Origin of the sequence: Paenarthrobacter ureafaciens (assembly GCF_004028095.1) — a bacterium.
In the GTDB taxonomy this organism is placed as follows: Bacteria; Actinomycetota; Actinomycetes; order Actinomycetales; family Micrococcaceae; genus Arthrobacter; species Arthrobacter ureafaciens.
In genome coordinates, this window is record NZ_SBHM01000006.1 from 631486 (window position 1) to 657459 (window position 25974).

The 25974-nt window shown below is 63.8% G+C and carries 15 protein-coding genes and 2 tRNA genes; 5 read left to right on the forward strand and 12 right to left on the reverse strand.

Features of this window, described 5'->3' with window-relative positions:
• Window positions 1-15 precede the first annotated feature (15 nt).
• Window positions 16-1704 (reverse strand): S1C family serine protease, encoded by a 1689-nt coding sequence (locus tag AUR_RS03990; protein ID WP_062097296.1) that lies wholly within the window; start codon window positions 1702-1704, stop codon window positions 16-18.
• Between the two features lie 333 nt (window positions 1705-2037).
• On the opposite strand from AUR_RS03990, the gene AUR_RS03995 reads away from it, so the two are divergent.
• Together AUR_RS03995 and AUR_RS04000 are read left to right on the forward strand one after the other, a co-directional pair.
• Window positions 2038-4080, forward strand: a complete 2043-nt coding sequence (locus AUR_RS03995; RefSeq protein WP_206616217.1) for a TPM domain-containing protein — start codon at window positions 2038-2040, stop codon at window positions 4078-4080.
• 122 nt (window positions 4081-4202) lie between these two features.
• Window positions 4203-4991 (forward strand): PspA/IM30 family protein, encoded by a 789-nt coding sequence (locus AUR_RS04000; RefSeq protein WP_062097300.1) that lies wholly within the window; start codon window positions 4203-4205, stop codon window positions 4989-4991.
• Between the two features lie 110 nt (window positions 4992-5101).
• Here AUR_RS04000 and AUR_RS04005 read toward each other — a convergent pair whose 3' ends face one another.
• From AUR_RS04005 to AUR_RS04025, 5 genes are all read right to left on the reverse strand, one after another.
• Window positions 5102-5908 carry a GntR family transcriptional regulator gene (locus tag AUR_RS04005; protein ID WP_062097302.1) on the reverse strand — a complete coding sequence of 269 codons (807 nt, stop codon included), beginning with the start codon at window positions 5906-5908 and terminating at the stop codon, window positions 5102-5104.
• 128 nt (window positions 5909-6036) lie between these two features.
• Window positions 6037-6110: transfer RNA gene (locus tag AUR_RS04010), tRNA-Met, on the reverse strand.
• A gap of 226 nt (window positions 6111-6336) precedes the next feature.
• Window positions 6337-6410, reverse strand: a tRNA-Met gene (locus AUR_RS04015).
• Window positions 6411-6605: 195 nt separating this feature from the next.
• The gene (locus AUR_RS04020; protein WP_062097304.1) at window positions 6606-9587 is read right to left on the reverse strand and encodes a UPF0182 family membrane protein; all 2982 of its coding nucleotides are present in this window, start codon (window positions 9585-9587) and stop codon (window positions 6606-6608) included.
• Window positions 9588-9713: 126 nt separating this feature from the next.
• The gene (locus AUR_RS04025) at window positions 9714-10853 is read right to left on the reverse strand and encodes a YlbL family protein (protein WP_021471830.1); all 1140 of its coding nucleotides are present in this window, start codon (window positions 10851-10853) and stop codon (window positions 9714-9716) included.
• Between the two features lie 212 nt (window positions 10854-11065).
• Here AUR_RS04025 and AUR_RS04030 point away from each other — a divergent pair, with 212 nt between their 5' ends.
• Window positions 11066-12493: a zinc-dependent metalloprotease gene (locus AUR_RS04030; protein WP_021471829.1), complete on the forward strand. Its 1428-nt coding sequence runs from the start codon at window positions 11066-11068 to the stop codon at window positions 12491-12493.
• Window positions 12494-12592: 99 nt separating this feature from the next.
• On the opposite strand, the gene AUR_RS04035 is transcribed toward AUR_RS04030, so the two are convergent.
• The 3 genes from AUR_RS04035 to nudC are packed head-to-tail and all read right to left on the reverse strand — an operon-like array spanning window position 12593 to window position 16274.
• A complete protein-coding gene (locus AUR_RS04035) occupies window positions 12593-13159 on the reverse strand; it encodes a M48 metallopeptidase family protein (protein ID WP_021471828.1) in 567 nt (188 codons plus the stop codon).
• Entirely contained in the window at window positions 13159-15279 is a 2121-nt protein-coding gene (locus AUR_RS04040) for an ATP-dependent DNA helicase UvrD2 (protein ID WP_031216339.1), read from the reverse strand. The genes AUR_RS04035 and AUR_RS04040 overlap by 1 nt, the downstream gene beginning before the upstream one ends.
• Before the next feature lie 8 nt (window positions 15280-15287).
• The gene (gene nudC, locus AUR_RS04045; protein ID WP_031216337.1) at window positions 15288-16274 is read right to left on the reverse strand and encodes an NAD(+) diphosphatase; all 987 of its coding nucleotides are present in this window, start codon (window positions 16272-16274) and stop codon (window positions 15288-15290) included.
• A gap of 171 nt (window positions 16275-16445) precedes the next feature.
• Here nudC and AUR_RS04050 point away from each other — a divergent pair, with 171 nt between their 5' ends.
• The gene (locus tag AUR_RS04050) at window positions 16446-17690 is read left to right on the forward strand and encodes a macrolide 2'-phosphotransferase (protein WP_225740011.1); all 1245 of its coding nucleotides are present in this window, start codon (window positions 16446-16448) and stop codon (window positions 17688-17690) included.
• Between the two features lie 15 nt (window positions 17691-17705).
• Here AUR_RS04050 and AUR_RS04055 read toward each other — a convergent pair whose 3' ends face one another.
• From AUR_RS04055 to AUR_RS04065, 3 genes are read right to left on the reverse strand one after another with little or no spacing between them, the layout of a single operon-like run.
• The gene (locus tag AUR_RS04055; RefSeq protein WP_062097307.1) at window positions 17706-21209 is read right to left on the reverse strand and encodes an ATP-dependent helicase; all 3504 of its coding nucleotides are present in this window, start codon (window positions 21207-21209) and stop codon (window positions 17706-17708) included.
• On the reverse strand, window positions 21206-24586 hold the full coding sequence (locus AUR_RS04060) for an ATP-dependent helicase (RefSeq protein WP_062097309.1): 3381 nt from the start codon (window positions 24584-24586) through the stop codon (window positions 21206-21208). Before AUR_RS04060 ends, AUR_RS04055 begins: the two co-directional genes overlap by 4 nt.
• Window positions 24583-24999: an MGMT family protein gene (locus AUR_RS04065; protein ID WP_031216334.1), complete on the reverse strand. Its 417-nt coding sequence runs from the start codon at window positions 24997-24999 to the stop codon at window positions 24583-24585. The genes AUR_RS04060 and AUR_RS04065 overlap by 4 nt, the downstream gene beginning before the upstream one ends.
• A gap of 64 nt (window positions 25000-25063) precedes the next feature.
• Here AUR_RS04065 and AUR_RS04070 point away from each other — a divergent pair, with 64 nt between their 5' ends.
• The gene (locus tag AUR_RS04070; protein ID WP_062097311.1) at window positions 25064-25774 is read left to right on the forward strand and encodes a 3'-5' exonuclease; all 711 of its coding nucleotides are present in this window, start codon (window positions 25064-25066) and stop codon (window positions 25772-25774) included.
• Window positions 25775-25974 lie beyond the last annotated feature (200 nt).

A 25974-nucleotide genomic window follows, 5' to 3' on the forward strand; every position in this document is an offset into this window, starting at 1 on the left:
TACGTTGGGCCCGGCCTACTTGGCGGCGTCGAGCGTAACGTCGACTTCCTGTGACTGGCCGTTGCGTTCGATGGTGACCTTGACCTTGGCACCGGCCGGCTGTTCGCGGACGGCGGCAGTCAGCTGGTTGGGGTCGCTGATGGCGTAGTCGCCGAACTTGGTGACGACGTCCCCTACCTTGATGCCGGCCTTGGCGGCCGCCGAGTCCGCGGTCACTGAAGCGACTTCTGCGCCCACCGAGAAACCGGAATTGCCGCCCGTGGACGACTTTGACCTGACCGACACGCCAAACTGTCCGTGGCTGGCCTTCCCGTTGTCGATGATTTCCTGGGCAATCCGCTTCGCGTGGTTGATCGGCACACTGAACCCAACACCGATGTTGCCGGTCGAAGAATCGGAATTGCCGCTGCCAGCCGAGGCGATGGCGACGTTGACGCCGATGATCTCGCCCTTGCTGTTGACCAAGGCGCCGCCGGAGTTGCCCGGATTGATGGCGGCGTCCGTCTGGATCACGTTGATGGCAATCGATCCCTCGTTCGCCGAGCGCTGGCTCTGGCCGCCGTTCGGCGGAGCGAACTGGAAGCCCTCGTCGTTGCCCTGGCTGTTGTCCGGCCCGTCCTCGGGAACGGCGGAAGAGGCAACGCTGATGGTCCGGTTGAGCGTTGAGACAATACCGTCGGTCACCGTGCCGGTGAGTCCAAGCGGCGAACCGATCGCGACGGCGGTGTCCCCCACGTTGATCTTGGAGGAATCACCCAGCGTGGCCGGCACCAGCCCGGAGGCGTCGGATACCTTGATGACCGCGAGATCGGACAGCGGGTCAGTGCCCACGATCGTGGCCTTCATGACCTTGCCGTCACTGGTACGAACTTCGATCGCGGCGTTGGACGTAGCGCCGTCCAGCGTCACCACATGGGTGTTGGTCAGGATGTGGCCCTGGTCATCAATGATGATGCCTGAGCCCGTGCCACCTTCATTACCGCTGGTGGCCTTGATGGTGACAACGCTGGGTGACGCCTTTGCGGCAGCAGCCGTAATGACGTTGACGTCGTCCTTGTTGTTCACGATCAGGGTGCTGGACTGGCCGCTGCTGGAGGACGCCGTGGCAGGCTCATCCATCAGCGCACTGGTACCAGCCACCACTCCGCCGCCCACGAGGCCCGCTGCCAGGATGCTGGCAACCAGCGTCCCGACGCCGAAGACCGGCTTGGCCTTCGTTTTCCCGGAGGGCTGCTGGCCAGGGGCGTGGTAAGTGCCTTGGCCCTGCTGTGCGTGGCTGCTGTTTGGGTCGTGGCCGCCGGTGGACTGTGCGCCGTAGAACGGGTGGCGCTGGGGGTACTCGGGCCGTTGCCCGGTAGCTGGGTAGCCTCCGCCGTACGGGGCCCGGTCCGAATGCTGGTAGCCTCCGGGCTGCGCTTGGCCGTGTTGGGGTTGACTGTGCTGTGACTGGCTTGTTTGGGGCTGGCCGTGCTGAGCCTGTCCGTATTGGGGCTGGGCGAACTGCGGGCCGGCGGCGGGGCGGCCTCCCTCGGCGCCCGGCTGGAACGCCGGCAAGGGGGCAGTGGGCTGGGCAGGAGCTCCGTAGCCGGAGCCGGCTGCGGGTTGCTGCCGGGTGGGGTTGGCATCGGAAGTGCCCGTACCGTCCCGTGGCGCCGAAGGCTCGCGGTTCTCCGGTGCATTTCCCTGAGCTGGGTTCTCCGTCATGGGGGTGTCCTTTCGTTCTGACCTACCTCAACTATGGACCCGTTGACTGGAACAATTTCGGACGTTTGCTGGGAGCTTACTGAAAGGCCACTTTCCTTCCCGGGAACACGCTGTCCCCACCGGCGCTGAAGGCTTCAACGCGCGGAACTTCGGGGTTTCTCCTGTATTTCGCTGGTGGCATATTCAGCCCTGTGGACGGGGTATGGGGTGCACCATAGAATCAAGAGGAATTGCCACAGCGACCTGCGGCTTTACACCATGCGTGGGGGCGCTGAGCATTCTGTGACGATTGGTTCGCCCTGTTCCAGTCGCAGACGTGCTGAAGGGTTGCACATGCGGTCAATAGTGAAACGTGTACTCGCCGTGATTGGCGTGGCTGGAGTGCTGGCCCTCCCGGCCGGCTCGGCCTGGGCTGCGGACCCGGTCACCATTCCATCCGGCACAAACATCGTCGATGACGCCAACGTCCTTGGCAGCCGGAAGGGCGAGGTCCAGGACGCCATTCAGAAGACGCTCAAGGACCACAAGTACAACCTCTACGTGGTGACGGTTAACTCCTTCGAGAACCCCTCCGATCCCAAGGCCTGGGGCGAGGCCGTGGCCGAGAAGAAGCAGATGGGCAAGGCGGACGTCGTCCTGGCGATATCGACTGCCGGCCAGTACTACTTCGCCCCGAATTCCCAGAGCTCTATCTACTCCAAGCGCACCAACATCACACAGAATGCCATTGTCGCGAACCTTGCCGGCGGCAAGAAGGACTACGCCCAGGCAGCCATTGACACCGCAGCCGCCATCGGCGACGCCGCCGGCGGCGGAAGCGGCACCGTTCCCAGTGGCAACAGCGGAGCCGGCGTCCTGGTGGGAGTCGGCGCTGTGGCCGTCGCCGGTGCTGGAACCTACCTGTACCTGCGGAATCGGCGCAAAAAGGCCGGCCAGTCTTCCGACGCCGGCTATGGTCCCCAGAGCGGGCAGCTGGACCCCTTGGCAGGCCTCAGCATCCCCGAGCTTCGCCAAAAGAGCGGATCGCTGCTGATCGAGGCGGATGACGCCATCAAGTCCAGCGAGCAGGAACTCGGTTTTGCGCAGGCACAGTATGGCGATGCAGCCATCGGCAACTTCACCAAGGCCTTGCAGGAAGCCAAGAACCACATGACGGAGTCGTTCAAGCTGCAGCAGCAGCTCGACGACCATATCCCCGACACCGAGGAACAGCAGCGGAGCTGGCTCGGCGAGATCATCCGTCGTTCCGAGGCCGCGCTGGCCTCCCTCCGTGACCAGAAAGCCGATTTCGATTCACTTCGCGAACTGGAGAAGAACGCTCCCCAGGCACTCGCGGCAGTAACGAACGGGGCACGGGAAGCGGACGCACGAATTGCCAGCGCCGAACAGTCTCTCGAGGCTCTTCGGACAAAGTACGCGGACTCCGCGTCGGCGCAGGTTTCCGACAACATCCTGCAGGCCAAGGAGCGGCTCGCGTTCGTCCAGAACGCGGCGGCAACAGCCCAGGAGAAACTCGCTTCCGGCGAAAACAGCCTTGCTGCTGTTGCGGTGCGCGCCGCCGAAGAGAGCCTTCATCAGACCAACGTGCTGATCGACGCGATCTCCAAGACCGCCGGCAGCCTGGACGAAGCCCGGAACTCGCTCGAAAGCGCCGTGGCCGAAACCAGCCAGGACCTGGCGCAGGCAAGGGCAATGATCCAGTCCGGACAGCACCCCGAGCTCGCCGGACCGGTAGCTGGCGTTGAAGCAGCCCTGGCGCAGGTCAAGAATGAAATCAGCAGCGGAAAGATCGATCCCATCGCAACCCTGACGCGGGTGGAAACGGCGCATCAGGCCCTGGACCAGGCCCTCTCCGGCATCCGGGACCAACAGGAACAGGCGCGCCGCGCACAGTCCTCGTTGCAGCAGACCATCATGGCTGCCCAAGCCCAGATCAGTGCAACCAGCGACTACATCACCGCACGCCGCGGTGGGGTCGGCACCGAGGCACGCACCCGGCTGGCAGAGGCCCAACGGAACCTGGATTACGCATTGTCCATCTCCCGCAATGATCCCGTCACTGCACTGACCTACGCACAGCAGGCACACTCGCTCGCGGCGCAGGCGGCACAGTTGGCACAGGCCGACGTCGACCACTTCGGCTACGCCGACCAGGGCTACGGCCGTGGCGGCATGTTCGGAGGCGGCGGAGGCGGCGGCGGACTTGGCGGCGCCATCCTGGGTGGCATCCTGATCAACTCCATCCTCAACGGCGGAGGCGGCGGATGGGGCGGTGGCCACAGCGACGGCGGCGGAGGAGGCTTCTTCGGTGGCGACTCCGGCGGCGGATGGGGCGGCGGAGGCGACTTCGGCGGAGGCGACTCCGGCAGCTTCTAGGCAACACAAACTGGTTCCCGCCACCACGAACCAGGTGGGCCCCTGGCCCCATTCACCTAAGCGGTACAACAACTGATCACTGATTTCAGTGGCTTCCACTGAGCAGGACGAAAGGCAACACCATGGTTAAGCAGTCCATTTTCGGTCGGATCGCACAGCTCGCCAAGGCAAACATCAACTCTTTGCTGGACCAGGCTGAGGATCCGCAGAAAATGCTGGACCAGATGGTCCGCGACTACACGAACAATATTGCCGAGGCCGAGTCCGCAGTGGCACAAACCATCGGCAATCTCCGGATGCTGCAGGCCGACTACAACGAGGACGTCAAGAACGCCCAGGACTGGGGCAACAAGGCGCTGGCCGCCTCCCGCAAGGCCGACGAATACCGCGCTTCCGGTGACACCGTGGATGCCGAGAAGTTTGACAACCTCGCCAAGGTTGCCATCCAGCGCCAGATGGCAGCCGAGTCCGAGGCCAAGGCAGCGGAGCCGAGCATCGCTTCGCAGACCGAGGTGGTGGACAAGCTCAAGAGCGGCCTTGACCAGATGAAGAACAAGCTGAACCAGCTCACCGCCAAGCGCAACGAGTTGGTAGCCCGTTCCAAAACCGCAGCCGCACAGTCCCAGGTCCACGACGCCCTCAAGAGCATCGACATCATGGACCCCACCAGCGAAGTGGGCCGTTTCGAAGAGAAGATCCGCCGCGAGGAGGCCAAGGTCCTCGGTCAGCAGGAACTGGCTGCCTCCAGCCTCGACGCACAGTTCAACCAGCTCGAAGATCTGGGAGAGCAGACTGAGATTGAAGCACGCCTGGCAGCCCTCAAGTCCGGTGGCAGCAAGCCTGCCATTGGAAGCGGCGCCCCCGCCTCCAGCGGTGTAACCATCGACGAAGCAGATTTCGACAAGCTCTGATCACTGCCTCGGGTCACTGATCACTGAGTCGAGTAACTGGCCGGTCCTCTAAGGGCCGGCCAGTTTTGCTTAACGCCGGGATGATTGGGCTCCCTACCCGCCGCGCGTGCTCAGGGAACCGGAAACGCTGCCGGGTCCGTCGTGGGCCGGGCCGGGGCCGCTTCGGTGGCCACCTCGGCCCGGATCTCAAAACCGTTGGGATGGAAGTACGTCACAGTGCACTCCAGGACTTCGTCATCGGCACCCAGGGTGGTCCTCTCAAGCCGCGGCACTACCGGGAACTCCCGCACATTCAGGGCGTCAGCAAGGTGCTCGGGCGGTGCGTGCATGGTCACGGTGATCTCGGCCCGTTGCAGGGGTTTCAAGGTCCTGTCCTGGATCACCTGGTAGATGGAGTTCCGTTCTGCGTCAGCAAGGCTGATGTGCCGGCCGATATGGGACGGGATGAAGATTTCCGCTATGGCGTAGGGCCATCCTCCGCTGGAGTAGGAACGGCGGATGACCAGGACAAGGTTGTCCGCGGAGACGAGCTTGGCAGGGACGGTGTTGTCTTTTTCCATCCACTTGTACTCGATCAACCCCTTCACCGTTTTCATCCCGGCAGCCGTGAAGGTCTCCATGAAAGGGGCCAGCCGGTTGAGCATGCGGGCAGGGCGCTGCGCCATGACGAATGTTCCCTTGCCCTGGCGGCGTACAAGGAGCCCCTTGGCTACGAGGGTTTCCATGGCCTTCCTAACGGTGGTCCGGCTGATTCCGTACTCTTCCATCAGCGACTCCTCCGTGGGAATCCTCGCACCCGGTTCCAGGCGGCTGACGTGGTCCGCCAGGACATCGGCCACCTGTTGGTACACGGCCACGGGACTGTTCCGCTCCAGGACCTGGCCCTCAAGCTTTTGTGTGAAGTCTTCTTCGACCATTGGCCCTTCCCGGCGATCGGCGCGCCCAGCTGTTCGGGAATCGATGCTAGCACCGCATCAGGACGGTGCTGGATACGCATAAACAAAAGATCCGGACCAGTGATTTCTGATCCGGATCTTTTCTCCAGTTGCGGGGACAGGATTTGAACCTGTGACCTCTGGGTTATGAGCCCAGCGAGCTACCGAACTGCTCCACCCCGCGTCGCTCAAACAACAATACCCTAAGCGGCAGGGTGCTGATGACCATATAGCCCCGGAGTGCCCGAGATCACGTCGCGGATCTGCGTCCGCGAAAAATATGCGGTCACAAAATAATTCGGGGTTCATGAAAATATGCGGGCCGCTAACCCCAAACATGGGGTCCAAAAAACCCCCGGGGAAAACAGAAAGTCCGGATCAGTAAAACTGATCCGGACTTTCTTCTCCAGTTGCGGGGACAGGATTTGAACCTGTGACCTCTGGGTTATGAGCCCAGCGAGCTACCGAACTGCTCCACCCCGCGTCGCACCAACAACATTACCGTCCGCGGACCGGCAGTCCAAATCCTGGAGCCGTGATGTGCGTCTCCCCTGACCGGGAGCCCAGCGCCAGTCTCCTGTAAACGCTTCGGCACAGGCTTCCTTAAGAATCGGCACAGGCTTCCTTAAAAAGCGGTGCCCGCTCGTGGTGGGAGCGGGCACCGGCCTTGCTATACAGACTAGCTACTTGGGGAGGGCGACGGCGTAGCGCTGGGCGTCGCCGCAGGTGCGGGAGTTGCTCCCAGCCTGGCCTCGGCGTCGAGTGCCTTCTTCAAGGCCTCCGACAACTTGGTCTGCTGGGTTCCGTAAGCGGCGAAGTCGCCCTTGGCGAGAGCGGCCTGGCCGTCCGTGATGGCCTTGTTGGCTTCATCCAGTGCCGCCTTGAGTTCGGCCTTGGCGTCCGCCGGAGCCTCAGGCGTGGTGGTACCCGGCGGAGTCGCAGGAGTCTGGCCATTGTTATCGGAGTCCCCGGCCTTCGCACCGGAATTGCCGCCGAACAATTGGTCCAGCGCCTCATCCAGCGTTGGCGCGAAGCCGATCTTGTCGCCGAAGGCCACCAGGACGCGCTGCAGCGTCGGGTACGACGTCTCACCCGTCGACTTCAGGTAGACCGGCTGCACATACAGCAGGCCACCGCCCACGGGGAGCGTCAGCAGGTTGCCGTTCAATACATCCGAGGCTCCTTGTCGCAGGAGGTTCAATGCCTGGGACACGGTGGGATCGGAGTTGAACTTGTTCTGCGCCTGGCCGGGGCCCGGCACTTGCGTGTCAGTGGGAAGTTGCAACAGCCTCAACTTGCCGTAGCTGTCCGCCTTCACACCCTTGACGTTGCCGGCGTCGGAATCAGCAGCCAGGAAGCCATACAGGATGTTCCTCGCATTTCCGTTGACGGTCTGCGGAATGAAGGACGAGGTGAGCTGGAACGCTGGCTTGTCCTGATCGGGCATTTGCAGCGACATGTAGAACGGCGGCTGCTTGACCGGCTCCGAGACCGTGGGATCGTTCGGAACGCTCCAGGCATCGTTGTTCTGGTAGAAGCTGTCAGCGTCGGTCACGTGGTAACGGCCCAGGAGTTCACGCTGGACCTTGAACAGGTCCTCCGGGTAGCGGACGTGGCTCATAAGGTCACCGGACATCTCCGTGTACGGCTTCAGCGTCGTCGGGAAGACCTTCTGCCATGCCTTCAGGAGCGGATCCTGTTCATCCCATGCGTAGAGAGTCACCGAGCCGTCGTAGGCATCAACAGTCGCCTTGACCGAGTTACGGATGTAGTTGACCGAGCTGTTTGGCAAGGCAACCGTTCGTCCGGCAGTCGTTTGGGAGTCAGCGGTGGCGTTCTGCAGCTGCTGCGGCTGGGAGTACGGGAAGTACTGGCTCGTGGTGTAACCGTCCACGATCCACTTCACGCGACCATCCACCACAGCCGGGTAGGCATTGCCGTCCACCGTGAGGTAAGGCGCCAGCTTCTCTACACGTTCGCGCGGGTTGCGGTCGTACAGGATCTGGGATTTCTCGTTGACGCCGTCGGACAGAAGCAGGTCCGAGGACTGGAACTTGATGGAGTAGAGAATCCGGTTAAGCCAGTTGCCAACATTCGGTCCGCCGTTTCCAGTGAAGGTGTACTGGGTTTCCCCGGTGCCTTCACGCCCGGCCGGCCGGTCCTGCTCACGGTGGGGTGATCCCTCCGGAGCGCCCACAATGGAGTATTCAGGCGAATTCTCGCCGAAATAGATGCGCGGCTGGTAGGAAGTGTCGTTGCCGAGGACACCACTGGACGGGATACCGGACTGCAGGAACTCCGGCTTGCCGTCGACCGTGAACTTGTTGCCCTTGGCCGCTACTACGCCGTAACCGTGGGTGTAGACGATGTGCCGGTTCACCCAGGTTTGCTGGTTGGCGCTCAGACCATCAGGGTTGAGTTCGCGCACGGCAATCACCGTGTCCTGAACCTTTCCGTCCACCGTGTAACGGTCGACGTTCAACGTCTGCGGGAACTGGTAATACGGACGGTACTGTTCCAGCTGGGAGAACGCCGAGGACACAAGGTTGGGGTCCAGGAGGCGGATGTTCGCGGCCGTTTGGGCGTCCTTGGCAAGCGCACCGCTCTGCGCCGTCGTCGTGGCGTTGTAGGCCGATACCTCGATCTTGTCCAGACCGTAGGCGGAACGGGTCATATTGATGTTGCGGGAAATGAATTCCCGTTCCAGCGTGTTCTCCGACGGGCGTACCTGGAACTGCTGGATCACCCAGGGGTAGACGCCGCCGGCCAGGATCGCGGTGATGATCAGCATGGCGGTGCCGATGACCGGCAGGCGCCAACGGCCGATGACTGCGGCGACGATGAACAGGATAGCTACCAGGCCTGCCGCCACGGCCAGGATGGCCTTGGTTGGCACCACGGCGTTGACGTCCGTGTAGAGCGCACCGGCCCAGCGGCCGGAGGCACTCTGAACCGTCGTGTAACGGTCCAGCCAGAAGTTGACACCAAGCAGCAGCAGGAACAGTGCGCCGGTGACGGCGATGTGGATCTGGGCTGCACGGCTGGTGAAGACCCCGCGCTCCATGAGCCGGATGCTGCCGTAAAGGTAATGGGTCAGGATGCCGGCAATACCGGCAACCACCGCGATGCTGATCAGGAATCCCGTGACGAAGCCAAGGAAGGGCAATGACATCAGGTAGAAGCTGATGTCAAGGTTGAACAGGGGATCCGCCTGTCCGAAGGGTTCCTGGTTGAAGAACAGAAGAATCTTCTGCCACTGGCTGGCGGCAGCGCTGCCGGCGAAGAGCCCAAAAAGGATAGGCAGGCCGACCATGACGACCCGGCGCACAGGTTCCAGCTGCGCCTGGTAGCGGTTGAGGTTGTCGCGGGCGTCGGCATCCGGGGCATACACCGGCCTGGACCGGTAGGCGATCCGGATTGCGAAGAAGACGGCGGCGAACATCATGGCAAAGCCGACGATGAACGTGATGATCCTGGCGAGGTTCTCGCGGATGTAGACCTCGAAGAAGCCCAACTGCTGGTACCACAGGACATCTGTCCACACATTGGCGAAGAAAATGAACCCGACGACCGCCACGGCCACGACAATGAGCGTCGGGGTCAGGGCACCTCGTCTCAGCGGCGATCTTCCGGGTGGGCTGGAGCTGGCGGGACGGGACAAACTCTGTACCTCATTGGTCGTCAGTTGAAAGTCGGTATGCGGGTGTTCGACGGCCGTCCCAGCTGGGTGCAGGTGAAGCCGTCATATATGCCACGAGTGGCGGCGGAGCTAAGTTCCACGGCCAGTCTAGTTGTTTGCGCAGGTGGGGAGGCCCGATGTGTCCTGGCCCGAGCCGAGCCGCTCCACGGCGGCCTTGGCATCCGCCAAGGTCTCCACCTTCACCACTTGAAGACCATCCGGGACGTTTCCCACGACGTCTGCACAGTTCGCTGCGGGGGCGAGGAACATCGTCGCTCCATGCTGCCTGGCCCCGATCATCTTCTGCGCTACTCCCCCGATGGGCCCAACAGCCCCGTCCGCAGTGATGGTGCCGGTTCCGGCCACATGCCGGCCGCCGGTGAGGTCACCGGGAGTAAGGGTGTCGACGATGCCCAGTGCGAACATCATGCCCGCGCTGGGGCCACCCACGTTGTCCAGGGAAATCTTCACGTCGAAAGGGAAGGTGAAATCGCTGGACAGCAGAACTCCCAGGACGTAACGGTCGCTGGCATTCTTGGTTGGCGTCACCGTGACCGACGTCGTGGATCCGTTCCTGTCTATCCCGACGACCACCGGCGCCCCGGCCCCGGCGGAGAGTTCGGCCTGGACCACGCTCATGGACGTGATGGCTTTGCCATTGATGGCAAGGAGGCGATCACCCTCCTGCAGTTTGCCTGATGAAGGAGACCCATCAGAGAGCCCCGCGACCGTCAACCGTTGCTCAAAGGGAATGTCCAGCTCACGCAGTGCCGCAGCAACAGCATTCTCCTGCGAAGTCTCCATGGCGATCTCGCCCTGCTGAACGGTTTGTTCCGCGGTGGTGCCCTTGGGATAAATCAGTTCTTCCGGATAGACAGCCTTCGATTTATCCAGCCAAGCACGGAAAAGATCGTAGATGCTTGCCGGGCTCTTCGGACCACCGGCCATCAGGACAGTGGTCAGATCGAGGTTGCCTTTGGCCGGGTAGGTTTCATGGCCGGACACCGTGATGACAGGTTTATCGCCGTCCTGGCCAAGGGTATTGAACGTCGGGCCTGCGGACTCCACCACGTAAGGAACCGGAAGGGCAGCGGCTCCCAAACCGAGGCCCAGCGCAACCAGGCCCGAAACAACCATCATCATGTATCGGCTGGAGCCGCCCGGAGGCGCGGGCGCCGCGGACGTGGGATCGGCATCGGGCGTTTGACGCGGGTCAACCGAACCTTCGGGGCTGGGCGAAGTAAGCATTGGTGCCTCTCTATGCCGCCACTGCCTGACGGCCAATTTTCTCTCCTGCCGCTACGGCGGCAGAGGGAACATACCAAGCATCCACACTACGCGTTCGTAAACCCGGAAGGCCTCTTTGCCTACAGCGAACGGCGCACCACGCAGGCAGACAGCCCCTCCGGCGCGCGGTACGGTGAAAGTGATCACCAGCCAGTTCGACGATCGGCGGCACCATGTCTTCAAACCCCAGCAATCCGTCAAACGACGACGAAACCCCCAAGGATCCGCTAGCGGAAATGCTGCAGAACCTGATGGGCGGCCAGGGAATGGGAAACATCGATCCGGCCGAACTGGCAAAGGCCGCCGGGCTGCCCAACGACCCCAACCTGCTGCAGCAGATGTTCGCACAGGTCCAGGCCATGATGAGTTCCACCTCTGACGGTCCTGTCAACTGGCAACTCGCCCACGATAATGCCCGGCGGGTGGCGGCTGCCGGCGGCGATCCGTCGGTGAACTCCCAGCAGGCGCGCGAGATCGATGAAGCCCTTCGACTGGCGGAACTGTGGCTGGATCCTGTGACCGACCTTCCCTCAACCGGACTGATCGGCCGCGCGTGGTCCCGTGCCGAATGGGTCGAGGCGACGTTGGGGACGTGGAAGCGCCTTACGGAACCTGTTGCCAACAGCGTCGCAAACGCCCTGTCGAACGCCCTCAGCCAGCAAATGCCCGAGGAAATGAAGTCGATGATGGGCGGCGCTTCCTCGATGCTGCAGAACATGGGTGGAGCGATCTTCGGCATGCAGCTTGGACAGGCAATCGGCGCGCTCTCCGCCGAAGTCGTCAGCTCAACGGACATCGGCGTTCCTTTGGCGGACCTGGAAATGGCGCTCCTGCCTGCCAACGTAGCGAAGTTCGGCGAAGGACTGAGCCTGCCGGAGAACGACATCCGGCTATTCCTCGCCGTCCGCGAAGCTGCCCACGCCAGGCTCTTCGTCCAGGTACCGTGGCTTCGCGGACACCTCTTGGGGGCCATCGAGGCCTACGCCCGCGGCATCCACATTGACATGTCCCGGGTCGAAGACCTCGCCAGGGACTTGGATCCGAGCAACCCGGAGGGTATCCAGGAAGCCCTGTCGCAAGGCGTCTTCACTCCCGAACGGACCCCGGCGCAGACGGCAGCCCTGGAGAAACTGGAAACCGCACTGGCGTTGGTCGAGGGCTGGGTGGACGAGCTCACCGCCGAGGCCACAGAGAAGGTCCTGCCTTCAGCGACGGCGCTGCGCGAGATGGTTCGGCGACGCCGCGCAACCGGCGGCCCTGCCGAACACGCCTTCTCTTCCCTTGTGGGGCTGGAGCTGCGGCCCCGGCGTCTTCGGGATGCCGCAACACTGTGGGCAACCCTCAAGCAAGAGCGCGGCATAGAGGGCCGGGACGCCATCTGGCACCACCCGGACCTCCTGCCCACGGGCGAGGACCTGGACGATCCCAACGGGTTCTCCGAACGGCGCCGGCTTGCTGAGGCAAGCGACAGCGAAGTGGACGATGCCCTGCAGAAACTGCTCAGCGGCGGCTACGACACCCCGGATGATGCCGCGGCCCCGGACGAGCCCAAGGCCCCTGAGGATGGAGACCCGGACTCCGAATCCGGACCAACGAAGTAACGGCTCCGCGAAGAAACCCCTGAGCCAACAGCTACGGCAGTGGCCGCCCTGCGTAGGCGGCCACTGCTTTTTGTTTGTCCGGCGTCGGGGCTCTTTAGATCACTCCGGGTTCAAGCCACGCGAGGTGGCAAAGGCGACTCCTTCGAGAAAACCCTTGGCTTGCTGGGTTTGCGGATAGGCCTCCAGGAGACGCCAGAAATCCGCCGTGTGCCCGGCCACCAGGAGGTGCGCCAGCTCGTGAAGAAGGACGTAATCGATGACCCACTGGGGCATGGGCTGCAACTTGTGGGAAAGGCGGATGGTTCCATCGGCCGGCGTCGCCGATCCCCACCGGGAGTTCTGGTTGGTAACCCAGCGGACCGACGTCGGGACTGCCCTGCCGTCCAGGTAGGTCCGGGATAGATAGTCCGCCTGCTGGGCAAGCGCCTCATCGGTGGCCGGACGGCGTTTACCCGAGCCGCCCGCACGGCGCTCCCCCTGCGTCTTCAACTTGGCCAGCATGCGGCGCACCCACTCACGTTCCTGGGCTTTGCTGAAGGAGGCGGGAATGGCCACCACTGCATTGCCGTCTTCCCAGAACGCCGCTACGGTCCTTCGCCGACGTGCGGAGCGCCTCACGAGCACCGGGGCGCCTTCCTCTGTGCGCAGCGGGATGTCGTCAGCCATCAGTGTCCGGAACTCTGTTCAATAACCTGCAGTACTGCTTCCCCATACCGCTCCAGCTTTGATGGCCCCACGCCTGCCAGCCCGGCCAACTGCTCCAAGGACCCGGGCCGGGCCTCGGCGATAGCTGTCAAGGTGGCGTCGGTGAAGACGACGTATGCAGGCACATCGGCTGATTGTGCCTCCTCGCGGCGCCACTGGCGCAATGCTTCGAAGGTCTGTTCCTCGTACGACGGCGGGCACTGGTTGCAGCGTCCGACCTTCCGTTCCGCCCCGGTTGCAAGCATGCTGCCGCAAACCCTGCACGACGCCGGGGCAGCCGCTTTTCGCCGCGGCTTACCGGCGCTGCTCCGGGCGTTGGCGGTTGCCACCGAGTCAGGACGAAGGCCGTCAAGGAACCGCGACGGCTTGCGGTTTGCCCTGCCGCCGGGCGTCCGGGCAGTGGACCAGGACAGGTTGAGGTGTTCGCGGGCCCGGGTGATCCCGACATACAGCAGCCGGCGTTCCTCGTCCACGTCCTCGGGTGAATCGGCAAAAGAAATGGGCATGAGGCCTTCACTAAGCCCTACCAGGAAAACGGCATCCCATTCCAGGCCTTTCGCGGCATGCAGGGAGGCAAGGGTAACGCCCTGCACCGTGGGAGCGTGTTGGGCCACGGAACGTTCCTGGAGCTCATTGACAAACTCAGCGAGGGTGAAGCTCTCTCCCCTGGTGGCGGAAAGCTCATCCGCCAATGCCACCAGCGCCGCCAAGGACTCCCACCGTTCGCGCAACGCCCCGCCGCTGTGCGGGGCATTCTCCGTATAACCCAGGGAAGCGATGATGTCCCGCACAACTTGGCCGAGGGTCTCCTGCGGGCCCTCCGCCACTGCCCGGGTAGCCGCCCTCAACTGGAGGATGGCGTCACGGACTTCCTTGCGTGCAAAGAACCGCTCTCCGCCGCGGAGTTGATAGCCGATTCCTGCCGAGGCCAACGCTTGTTCATAGGCTTCGGATTGGCCGTTGGTCCGGAACAGGATAGCGATCTCGCTGGCCTTGACTCCGGCGTTGAGCAGCTCCTGGATCTTCCCTGCCACGACTGCTGCTTCTGCCTCGTCGTCAGGGCACTCCACGAACCGGGGATCGGGTCCTACAGGCCGCTGGGCAACAAGTTTGAGCGGCGGCGCCCAGGCTGCATCGGCCGCAGGGCCGCCGCTCCGGCGCGAGCCAAGGAGGTCATTGGCCAGCTTGACCACTTGGGGCGTTGACCGGTAGTCGCGGATGAGCTTGACCACCGTGGCTTTGGGGTACCGCGCCTTGAAACCCAGGAGGTGTTGGGGGGAAGCACCGGTGAAGGAGTAGATGGTCTGGCTGGCATCGCCCACCACGCACAGTTCGTCGCGTTCGCCGAGCCAGAGATCCAGAAGCCGTTGTTGCAGCGGTGAGACGTCCTGGTACTCATCCACCACGAAGTGGCGGTATTGCTCCCGCACCGTAGCGGCCACCTTGGGATCTTCCTGCAGGATCCCAACGGTAATCAGCAGGACGTCCTCGAAGTCAATGACGTTCCGGTCCGTTTTGATGTCCTCATAGGCCTGGAACACGCGCGAGACGGCCGTGAGGTCCAAGCCGCCAGGAGTACCGCGGCCCTGCGCGTTTTCCAGGTAATTGGCTGGCGTCAGCATGGAGACCTTCGCCCATTCGATTTCCGCGGCGAGGTCCCTGATGGATGCGCGGTCGGTGCTCAGGCGAAGGCGGCGGGAGGCCTCCGCAATCATGTTCGCCTTGTGGTCGAGGAGGCTGGGCAGCGTGCCCCCGATGGCTTGTGGCCAGAAGAACTGAAGCTGCCGCAGCGCCGCAGCGTGGAACGTGCGTGCCTGCACGTTGGGTACGCCAAGGTCCCTGAGCCTGCTGCGCATTTCAGCAGCAGCGCGGGCGGTGAAGGTGACAGCCAGCAGCCGCTGTGGTGAGTACACGCCCGAATGCACCCCATACGCGATGCGGTGCGTAATGGCACGGGTCTTGCCGGTGCCGGCACCGGCCAGGACACAGATCGGCCCCGTCAGGGTGCTGGCTACCTCGCGTTGTTCCTCGTCCAGGCCGCCAAGGATTCTGTCCTCAAGTGTCCCGTCGGCCGGCGTCATTCCTTCGATCACGGTTGGAGGTCTTCGATCACTCCGCCGTACCAGTGCTCTATCAGGGAACGGGCAATGGACAGCCGCGTGGAAATGGTGATCTCGCCACGCAGCACGGCATCCTGCAGTTCTTCGCGACTGAACCACCGGGCGCGGGTAACCTCAACGCCGTCGGGCCGGGCAACGGCGTCGTCCGTGGTGGCAGTGAACCCCAGCATCAAGGACGCCGGAAACGGCCATGACTGCGAACCCAGGTACTGGCAGGCGGTGACCCGGACGCCAACCTCTTCGCCGATCTCCCGGACGACTGCCTGTTCCAACGACTCACCCGGTTCAACGAAACCGGCCAAGGTTGAATAGTTCTTTGCATCCGCCGGACCGCCACCGCCCAGGAGCAAGCGGCCATCAGGCCCGACCACCGTGACAATGATCGCCGGATCCGTGCGCGGGTAGTGTTCCGAGTTATCGGCGGGGCAACGCCTGACCCAACCGCCGGCCTCAACGTCGGTAGGTGTGCCGCACTGCGGACAATGCGTATGCGTGGCATGCCAGTTGCTGATGGCACTGGCCTCAACAAAAAGCGCGGTGTCGCTTGCATCCAGCCGCCCCGCGACATCCCGGAAACCTGCCCACTGCGTATCCGCCGGAGCCAGTGAACCGAGGGTCAACTGTTCACGCACGGAGAAGAGGACAACGGGGGTGCCTTCCGGAACCGACGACGGGCCCAAGGTGGTGCCCAGGTAGATCGGGAGGACGTTCCCCGGCCCGGACTGGTTCAACCCCTGCCACAGAGTGAGGGCATCGCCGAACCACAAGCCTTGGCCGTTTACCAAGGCTTGGCGTTGTGAAATCACTATGGCCTTGGCCGTCCCCGAGGCAATAAGCTCCTCCACCATTCCCGGCTTGAGCCGTGCTGCGGAGCCGCGATCCACCAGGGCAGGGCGGACCGGAAGAACAGTGTCCATAAGGTGGTTGGCCAGGGCTGGAGACTCCGTATAGCTCATGTATCTACCGTACTGACTCGCACCGACAAATAACATTTCAAGCATCCCGATGTGGACGCCCGACGGACGGAGGCCCCGTACGGCCCCGATTCGTCCTTGATTTCCGGAAGATCTGGAGACTCGCCGCAGTGCATCATGGCCATGGGCGCGACTCAATCTACCGTTGAAGACGTGAGAAGAACACCGCTTGAATTGGCCGCCATTGCAACCGCGGCGGTGCCCGGGCTGGCGCCGACGGCCACAGCCCCCTCCCCTGACGACGCCGACTTCGACTCCGCGTTGCTGATGGATGGCGAGGGCAAGCGCTGGCGCGTCAGGTGTCCGCGCCACCCGGAGGCCAGCACACGGCTCGAGACGGAGTTCATGATCCTGCGCGCTTTCGCGCCTGCCATCCGGGCCGAGCTGCCGTTCCATGTGCCTACCGTGGCAGGGACGGTCCGCCAAGGCGACCTCACGACCTTCGTTTATGCCCATTTGCAGGGTTCCACCCTCTCCATCGAGGAACTCTCCGAAGGCAGTCCGGACCTGGCACGCGAGATCGGTTCGGCACTTGCGGCGATCCACGATCTTCCCTTGGCGCTGGTCACCAATGCCGACCTCCCCAGCTATTCGGCCAATGAGTTCCGGCAACGCAAACTCAACGAACTGGACCAGGCGGCGACGACGGGAAAGATTCCGGCCGTCCTCCTGCGGCGTTGGGAACATGCGCTCGAAGACGTGGCACTGTGGCGGTTCAATACCTCGGTGGTGCACGGCGATCTCCACGAAGACAACCTCATGGTGCAGCACGACGCCGTCACTGCTGTCACCGGGTGGACCGACCTCCGCATCGGCGACCCCGCCGACGACTTCGCCTGGTTGGTTGCTTCCAATGAGGCATCGTTCATTGATGCGGTTCTGGCCCGGTACACGCAGGTCCGCCGCGAGAATCCTGATCCCCACCTGCTTCGGCGGGCAGCTCTCCTGGCCGAATTCGCGCTAGCGCAGTACTTGGTCAAGGCGATGGCCGTCGGGCACCAGGACATGACGGCGGAAGCCGAATCCATGCTGCGGTCGCTCGCCGATGACATCGAAGAGCAAGCACGGAAGGATGAAGCAGCCCGCGCCGAGGAAGGCACCACGGACGAGCGCGTGGACGCCGCTGCTCCGGCGGACGCCGGGACAGGTGCAGGGGCCGCTCAGCTGCAGGGACCGGCGCTTCCCGCCGTGAGTGTGGCGGCCATCCCTGACGCCGAAGCAGAGGCCGCTTCATCCGGTGCCGGGGACGTCGAGTCCGAACAGGACCCCGATGCCACGGGGACAATCCCCGTTGTCGCAGCAGGGCCTGCCACCGGGACCTCGGAGAAGGAAGACACCTCCACTACGGCCATCAACGTCGTCAAGCTGGCGCCGGTGCACGCAGCGGACAGGGCCTGAGCCCCACCGCCACGATTATTGCCCTCTCCCGCCACCGTTGTGGAGCAGGGCCTTGGCGATGATGCCTTCAAGCTCTTCAGCCGTTCCGAGGTCATGCGGACGCACAACGGCGTCCTCAGCGACGTAATAAAAGGCAGCGCTGACATCCTCCAGCGGAACCTGCTGGAGCCTCGCCCAGGCCAGGCGGTAAACAGCCAACTGGACCGCCCGTGCCTCCAATTGCTTTCCTGAGGGGCGCCGACCCGTTTTCCAGTCAATCAAATGCCAGCGGCCGTCTGCGTCGCGGAAGACGGCATCGATCCTGCCGCGGACCACGACGTCCCCGATCTTCGTCTCCACGGGTACTTCCACGAAGGCAGGTGCCCTGTGTGCCCACTCAGACTGTTTGAACGCCTCAGCCATTTCCTTGAGCCCGTAGGCGTCGTCGATGTGGGCGTCCGCTCCCGGGGCCTCGTCGAGGTCCAACATTCCGGTGGTTCCGAAGTACTCTTCCACCCAAGCGTGGAAGGCAGTTCCCTTCCGCGCGGACATTCCCGGTTCCCGTGGCACCGGTCTGCGCAACTGTGCCAGAACTGCCGCGGGATCGGTTCCCAAGTCGACAAACAGCGAGGCCGAGATATGGCTGGGCAGATGGACGGCTTGCTCCGAAGAGTGCCGGCCATGGCGCGCGAGCAGAAGTGCAGCTTCTTCCGACCAGCGCAGGAACCGCCCGTGCGCCGCCGTGTTTTCCTGTGGCAAGGGTGGCTCTGACCCGTGATCCCCGATGAACCCGCGAACCAGTTCCGCTGCCCTGTCCATTGCCGCACGACGACCGGGGGCCAGCCGCAGGCGGTTGCCACTACGGGGATCCGACGGCCCTTCCAAGGGATCGTAAGGAAAGAGCGCTACCTCAACTGTGGTTGTCAGCGGACTCGACTGCGGCAGTGCTTCCTCGGACACTGATTCCGGGTGGATCCCCGCTGCGCCGTGGTCTGCGAGTTGGGCCAATTCCGATAAGAAGGGCGACATCTCTGCAATACCCGCCCTGGAACCGTTCCAGGCGGCGCTTGAGACCCACAGCACAAACTTTGCCCGCGTGTAGGCAACATAGGCGAGGCGCCGCTCCTCGGCCTCGCCATGGTGTTGAACGTCGGCTTTGAAGGCCTTCTCTGCGTCGAGCCATCCCTTCTGGTCAGGCTGGTCAAGATCCCACTGTGGAAGGTCCGCGTGGTCCCCCCGCAGCGGCCACGGCAGGGCGGACGAGCCACTGCTCCAGCGCGAGTCACGGTTGCTGGGGAAAGACCCGGAATTCAGGCCCGGCACGAAGACCACGTCCCACTCCAGGCCCTTGGAAGCATGGACTGTCAGCAGCTGTATCGCTTCCCGGTTCGCCTCTACGGGAGCTGCATCCAAGCCGCCTTCCTCCGAGGCCGCGGCTTCCAACCACGACAGGAAAGCCAGCAGATCGATCCGCTGCGACGTCTGCAGGAATCCTGCGGCGGCGTCCTGGAACGCGTCCAGGTTGCGCCGGGCCTGATGAATGCTGACACCCGGCTTGGCCGCTACTTCGATGTCCAGGAGCATGGCCCGTTCCACCTCACCCAAAAGCGTCGTGAGGTCGTCACCGATGTAGCTGCGCAGCACACGCAACTCCGCGGACAGCTTTGCGAGGCGGCCCAGGGCCTCCCCGCTGATGGTCCTTCCCTGCGCCGAGGTCCACCCGGCCTGAGGCAGGTAGTCCAGGGCCTCGACGAGACTGGCCGAGTCCGTGAGATCGCTTTCCACCACGACGGCCTGCGGATCCTCATGGTCATCAGGGAAGGCCGTCTGCACCCCGGGGCTTGACCGGCGACGCGCCAGGTAGCGTGACCAGTCACTGAATGCCATGAGGTCTGCCGGACCGATCCGCCAGCGTGCCCCCGCCAACAACCGCATCAATGCATCGGAGCGTCCGGGATCGGCCAGTACGCGGAGCGTAGCCACCAGGTCCACGATCTCCGGCGTATCAAGCAGGCCTCCGAGGCCCACGATCTGGTAATCGATGCCCTGGACCTCGAACTCCCGGCGCAGGCACTCCATCTGGGCTCGACGCCGGCAAAGTACGGCCATGGTGGGCCTGACCGGCGTTCCGTCTTTCTCCTCCTCAAAGATGGTTCGCTGGTACCGGCGGACATCCCTGGCCAGGGCTGCGGCCTCCTGTTCGTCCGTCTGGAAACGGCCCATGACGACAGCGCCCTCCACCGCCGCCGGGCTGGGGACCAACGGCGGCACCTGCACTCCGCCGGATCTGGTACGGTCACCGGCCGGGCCGTCTTTGGAGGCTTCCTGATTCAACGGTGCGGCAATGGTGTTGGCAGCCGTGAGGATGTTCCGGCCGTTCCGCCACGCAGTAGTGAGGTAGGAGGTGGGCGCCGGAGCCAAGCCAGGCTCTCCGCGTGCCGGGGCTGTGAGGCGGACCGGGAACTCGTGCACGAAATGGAACAACTGCCCGGCCGAAGCTCCCCGGAACCCGTAAATGGACTGGTTGGGATCGCCCACGGCAGTCACGGCATGGCCGTCCCCGAAAAGCCGGGAGAAGAGCACCAATTGGGCGTGTGAGGTGTCCTGGAACTCGTCAAGGAGGACCACCTTGTACCGTGCCCGTTCAGTGGCCGCTGCCAACGGAATATCGTGGGCAATCCGCGCGGCCAGCGCTACGAGGTCCCCGAAGTCCAGGACGCCCCTTTGCCGTTTGGCTTCCTGGTAGCGGACCACCATATCAGCCACGCTGGCCCGCGTGCGCAGCATCGCTGCCATGTCCAAGGCGCCTTGGGTTGGATTCTTTTTGGAACCGGCAACGTAAGGCAACCGGGTCAGGACCCCGACCTTTTCCAGGATCCATTCCCGCACCGCGTCCGGCTCCCGGAGATGCTCGGCACATTCACCCGCGAGCTGGATGACGCCATTGACAAGAGTGGACTTAGCGGCCGTGAAATGCTCGAAGGTACCGTCGTAAGCCTCAACGGTCTGGCTGGCCAATTGCCACGACTGGGCGCTCCCCAGCAGGACGACGTCCCGTTCGATGCCCAGGCGCAATCCGTAATCGGACACGATGCTGCTCGCATAAGAGTGGTAGGTGGATACCTTGGGCTCGAGGTCGTCGGCGTTGGCCAGGCTCTCCGGAAAGCCAAGCCGGCCATCATCTTCGGCAGCAATGCGTTGAAGCGTAGCGAGCTTGGCCCGGATCCGGCTGGCCAACTCACCGGCAGCCTTGCGGGTAAACGTAACCCCCAGAACCTCTTCAGGACGCACCCAGCCGTTGGCGACCAGCCACACCACCCGGTCCGCCATGGTGGCGGTCTTGCCGGAACCCGCGCCGGCGATGACCAGCCGGGGAGTCAGCGGGGATTCAATGATGCTTGCTTGTTCCGGAGTTGGCCTGTTCTTCTCGCCAAGGATGCCCGCAAGCTCAGAAGGCGTAAACCGGACCGGGAGCGGTTCATGGGAGCGGGGATCGGTTGCAGCAGTTGTGCCCATCCCGTCCAGAAGATCGATCGTCATTCCGTGACCTGCTTTCCTCTGGCACACAACGGGCAAACATCGGGCAGGCGGCAGCCGTGTCCGCCGAACCCGCTCTTGCCGGGATCGTGCCGGGCTTCGAATGTTGCTCCTGCCATCAAACGTGCGGCTTCGTTGACAAGGGGCCCAGCCCAATTGTCCTCTTCCTCCAGCGCATCCTGTTGTTGAATGACGGGCGTTTTGGTCTTGGTTCCCAACTGGGCGAGGGCGGCGCCCCCCGGGGCGCGGGCGGATGCAGCATCCGTGGAGGAGCCGGCGTCGACATTCGGTCCAACCACGCCGGCATCCTCAAATGCCCCTTCGAGGACGGCGACCTGGTAAGCCCCGAGCTGCGGGTGGCGGGCAACGTCCGCCTTGCCGGGCTGGCGCTTGCCGGTTTTGAGGTCCACGATCACCAATCTCCCTTCGGCATCAATTTCCAAGCGGTCCACCTGTCCGCGCAGGACTGCGTGGCGGGCGCCGTCGTCGGTTCCGGACTCGCCGTGTTCGAGGTCCGGGAGGCGGACTTCGAAATCGTGTTCCACTGCCAACAGGCTTCGGCCTTCGCTGCGCATCTCCACTACGTACTGGGCCAGCTTGCGGACCATCAGTTCAGCACGCTGGAAATCGAGCTTGCCTTCCCAGTTGTCCTTCATGCCCAAGGTGGGCCAGCGCTTGACGAGTTCGGCAACATACTCGGCTCCCGAGGCCTCCGGCAACTCCTGGGCAATGCCGTGGACCAGGGTCCCCAGGCTTCGGGCAAAGTCCGTTGCTGCTTCTCCGCCGGCGGCCTGGACAAACCAATCAAGAGGCGACTTGTGAACGGTCTCCACCTTGGACGGCGACACGCTGACCGTTCCGCCGGGCGGTACGATGGCGGCCTCCGAACTCAGGGGCGCCAACCCCCACCAGGAGTCCGGGTGGGCTCCGGGAACGGGCGGTTCGGCCATGGCGAGGCGGGCAAGCACACGCGCTGCAACGGCCGCGACATCGGGTTCTCCCGGAGCTGCCGGCTCTCCGGACTGTGCATGCTGACGGAGCTCGGCAACCAACGCACGCAGCGTCATGGGCCGGTCCACGGGGGTGTACTCCCGCTGGTACTCCCCCTGCGGCAAAGGTGCCGCATAGTCCAGGAATGAGGAGGGCTGTTCGTCCTCGGACGATACTGCCGTGCAGATCAGCACCTCGCGGGCCCGCGAAACCGCCGTGGAAAAACTACGTAGCTCGTCATAACGGATGTCCCTCAGGCGGCTCAGTGGTCCGCGCCCCAGCGCGTATTCCACGCCATGCTCTACGGCATCGGCGAACAGGGTGCTTCCCAGCAACTCACCGCGAAGCCGGGTGTTGGGCCAGACCCCTTCCTGGAGCCCGGCAACTATGACGACGGGCCACTCCCGGCCTGCCGCGCTGGCGGGCGTCATCAGTTCGACGCACTCTTCCAGTTGTGCCCGCGCCGCCAGGGTGTCCATGGGAAGTTCCTGGTTCAGCAGGTACTCCAGGAATTGCTCGGGCCCGGAGCCCGGCAGCTGGTCCACGTAGCGTTCGGCCGTATGGAACAGGGCCATCATCGCATCAAGGTCGCGGTCGGCCCGCGCACCCGCATTGCCGCCTTCGAGGGCTGCTTCCGCCCACCGTGACGCCAGTCCGGTGGCGTTCCACAGCGCCCAGAGGACCGACTCGGCATTGGCCCCGGGCTCATTCGCAGCTGCGGAGCCGGCCGCAAGCATTCGGGAAAGCCTCCGTGCAACGCTTCCCTCGATACCCAGGGTTGCAAGGGCACCAGGCTGCAGGAGCGCTTCTACCAGGAGGGCATCGCTGGACCTGCCTCCGCCTCCCTGGAGCTCCTCGCGCCGCAGAGATTGCCGCAGCCTGCGCAGTTCAATGGCCGATGCGCCACCAATCCGCGAGGTCAGGAGGGAGACTGCGGTTTCCGGTGTGAGTTTCTCCGGATCGAGGACGACCGCGAAAGCCTCCAGCAGGGGCCGAACTGCTACCTCGTCCCGGACTGCGGAGTCGGCAACGGGAACGCGGACGGGAATTCCCTGGCCGCTCAGGTACCGCTCCAATTGGGAAATCTGGCCACCGTTGCGGACGATGACGGCGATCTCGCTGAGTTCCCGGCCCTCCCGTAGCTGCGCCAGGAGGATGCGCTGCGCTATGTAGCGCATCTCGTGGACGGAAGAGGGCAGTATGTGGCCCTCAGCCGTACCCTGCACGCCGGGGACGGAATGGCCGTTGCGCGGCTTGCCTGTTTCCGGCTGCGCTGGAACATCCGGCTGCGCTAGTACTTCCGGCTGCGCTAAAACACGGGCCAGCTGTCCGCCCGCACGTTGCGAAATCCGTGACGCCACCCTGGTCCACGCCTCGGCGACCTGCGGGGCGTGGCGATGCGTGACTGACAACGGGCGGACGAGGACATCTTCCTCCCGCCCGCCCCGCAGCAGGGATGGAAGGTCCGCCACCAAGTCCGGGCGCGCGCCTCGGAAACCCTGGACTACGGTGTCCGGCGAGTATGTGACCAGGACGTCCTTGCCCTCGGCAATGTCTGCCAACAGTTCAAAGATGGCCGGGTTTGATTCCTGCGCATCATCAACCAGGATCAATTGAAGCCGTTCCCGTTCGGCTGCCAGGAAGGCCGGCGAATCCTGGAAGATCTGGCGGGCCGTGGTAAGAATTCCGGCGGGATCGAAGGCCTCCGGCATACGCAGGTCCAGGACGTCCCTGTACTCACGGTAGAGTTCGGCCGCAGCCATCCAGTCCGGCCGCCCGCATTCCCACGCCAGCGCCACCAGGTCCTCGGCCGTGCGTCCGGATTCGATAATACGGTCGAACAATTGACGGATCTCGTGCCGGAAACCCCGGGTGGACAGAGCCGCCGACAGGTCTTCAGGCCACGGCAACTCGAAGCCCGGCGCGGTGTGGCCCTCCAACAGTTCCTTGATGATGAGGTCCTGCTCAGGCCCGGAAAGCAGTTTGGGTGGCCGCGGCAGCGGCAGGACGCCTTCTGCCTTGGCACGCCGGATGACATCGAAAGCGTACGACGCCCAGGTGCGTGCCGGCGTCGTACTCAAGCTCCTGTCCAACCGCCCTGTGAAGGTGTCCCGCAAAGCAGCTGCGGCGTGGCGGCCCGGGGCAAGGATAAGGATATTCTCCGGATCCACTCCGCCCCCGGTGACGCGGCGTACGGCCGATTCAACCAGGACAGTGGACTTGCCCGTGCCCGGCCCGCCAGGGATCAGAACCGGGCCGCTGCCCTGCCCAAGGGTCACGACTGCTTCCTGGTCCGGCGACAACACGGGTGCCGCGTAATGCGTTTCCTTCGGAGGGAGCAGGCGCAGCGCGGCCGGGGCTTGGCGTTTCTTGGCGGCAGTTACGGTCACACAGTCATTTCATCATCGGGCACTGACAAAATATGGAGCTGACGCTCCAACTGGTCGGAGATCACATCCAGTTGGTCAAATTCCTCGTCCGAAGGTGCCCAACGGGCAGACACCAGGTCCACCCTCCAGCGCCCCTCCCCCGTTCGCAGGAAAGCGTCATACGCACCGTGGAGCGGCGTCTCTTCCTGGAGGTAGTGCCGCAATGCTTCGGCTTCATGCCCGGGCGGCGCTTCGCCGCTGGCACGGAGGACGCGCCACCAAGGAACAGCGCTGCCATAGTGGCTCATCACGGAGCCGACCTGCCTCGGTCCGCCGGAGCCAAGGAGCTCCGCAACGTCGCCATAGGACACCGCGGCGCCCGACGGGATGAGGTCAACAACGGCGAGCACCGCAGTTACATACTCCATCCGCATGTGATCAGCGTAGCTGCAGAGTGTCGCTCCCAATAGTGTCGGTGCCGGCCGGTAGCTTGAAACCATGAGTTCCTGGAATACCCTTCCCCGTGCTGCCTTCGACCTCGAGACCACCGGAAAGAATTCCCGCTCCGCCCGGATAGTCACGGCGTCAATCACGGTTGTGGACTCCCGCGGCGAGTTGGTCCAGGAACATGAATGGCTCGCTGACCCCGGTGTTGAGATTCCCCTGGAAGCAAGCGAGGTCCACGGCGTCACCACAGCCAAGGCCCGGGCCGAAGGCCGTCCGGCGGCTGACGTGACGCGCGAGGTCGCAGGCGTCCTCCAGGGTCTTTTCGATGACGGCACGCCCATCATCGCTTTCAACGCCAGTTACGACTTTACGGTGCTTGCGGCAGAGTCGGCCAGGCACGGCGTGCCGCAGCTCACCCGTTTCCCTGTCCTGGACCCCTACATTATGAACAAGCAGGTGGACCGGTACCGCAAGGGAAAGCGGACGCTGACAGCCCTTTGCGAAGAGTACGGTGTCCTTCTGGACAACGCCCACACTTCTGCTGCGGATGCGCTGGCCACCCTTCGCGTCCTGGACGCCATGGCGGGAAAGTTTCCCAAGTTGCACATGCCTGCATCCCAGTTGCATCATTTGCAGGTGGACTGGGCAGCTTCCCAGGCTGCCGACTTCCAGGAATACCTCCGCCGGAGCAAGCCTGCTGCAGTCATCGAAGGCCAGTGGCCGGTGCTCCCTCCGGAGGATGCCAGCCGCGGAGGTTTCTGACCTCCACCCTGCCGGCCTGCGACGGAGTGCGATGCAACTCACATACATTCAGGGAACTCCTTTGTGGGCCATGATGCGCCCACTGATTTCCCAAGCCCTGCTACCGACGGAACGCTAGAGGGCTGGGTATGCCCCACGCCCTCCGATAATTCGGCATTTGAAGACCACATCGGTCACCTGTTCGATTCAAAAGGCCTCCG

Bases quoted from the DNA above. Each gene is read 5' to 3' on its own strand.
- AUR_RS04025 (WP_021471830.1), bottom strand. From the start codon at position 10,853: ATGCTTACTTCGCCCAGCCCCGAAGGTTCGGTTGACCCGCGTCAAACG.
- AUR_RS04000 (WP_062097300.1), top strand. From the start codon at position 4,203: ATGGTTAAGCAGTCCATTTTCGGTCGGATCGCACAGCTCGCCAAGGCA.
- AUR_RS03995 (WP_206616217.1), top strand. From the start codon at position 2,038: ATGCGGTCAATAGTGAAACGTGTACTCGCCGTGATTGGCGTGGCTGGA.
- AUR_RS04065 (WP_031216334.1), bottom strand. From the start codon at position 24,999: ATGCGGATGGAGTATGTAACTGCGGTGCTCGCCGTTGTTGACCTCATC.
- AUR_RS04035 (WP_021471828.1), bottom strand. From the start codon at position 13,159: ATGGCTGACGACATCCCGCTGCGCACAGAGGAAGGCGCCCCGGTGCTC.
- AUR_RS03990 (WP_062097296.1), bottom strand. From the start codon at position 1,704: ATGACGGAGAACCCAGCTCAGGGAAATGCACCGGAGAACCGCGAGCCT.
- AUR_RS04070 (WP_062097311.1), top strand. From the start codon at position 25,064: ATGAGTTCCTGGAATACCCTTCCCCGTGCTGCCTTCGACCTCGAGACC.
- nudC (WP_031216337.1), bottom strand. From the start codon at position 16,274: ATGAGCTATACGGAGTCTCCAGCCCTGGCCAACCACCTTATGGACACT.
- AUR_RS04030 (WP_021471829.1), top strand. From the start codon at position 11,066: ATGTCTTCAAACCCCAGCAATCCGTCAAACGACGACGAAACCCCCAAG.
- AUR_RS04005 (WP_062097302.1), bottom strand. From the start codon at position 5,908: ATGGTCGAAGAAGACTTCACACAAAAGCTTGAGGGCCAGGTCCTGGAG.
- AUR_RS04055 (WP_062097307.1), bottom strand. From the start codon at position 21,209: ATGACGATCGATCTTCTGGACGGGATGGGCACAACTGCTGCAACCGAT.
- AUR_RS04040 (WP_031216339.1), bottom strand. From the start codon at position 15,279: ATGACGCCGGCCGACGGGACACTTGAGGACAGAATCCTTGGCGGCCTG.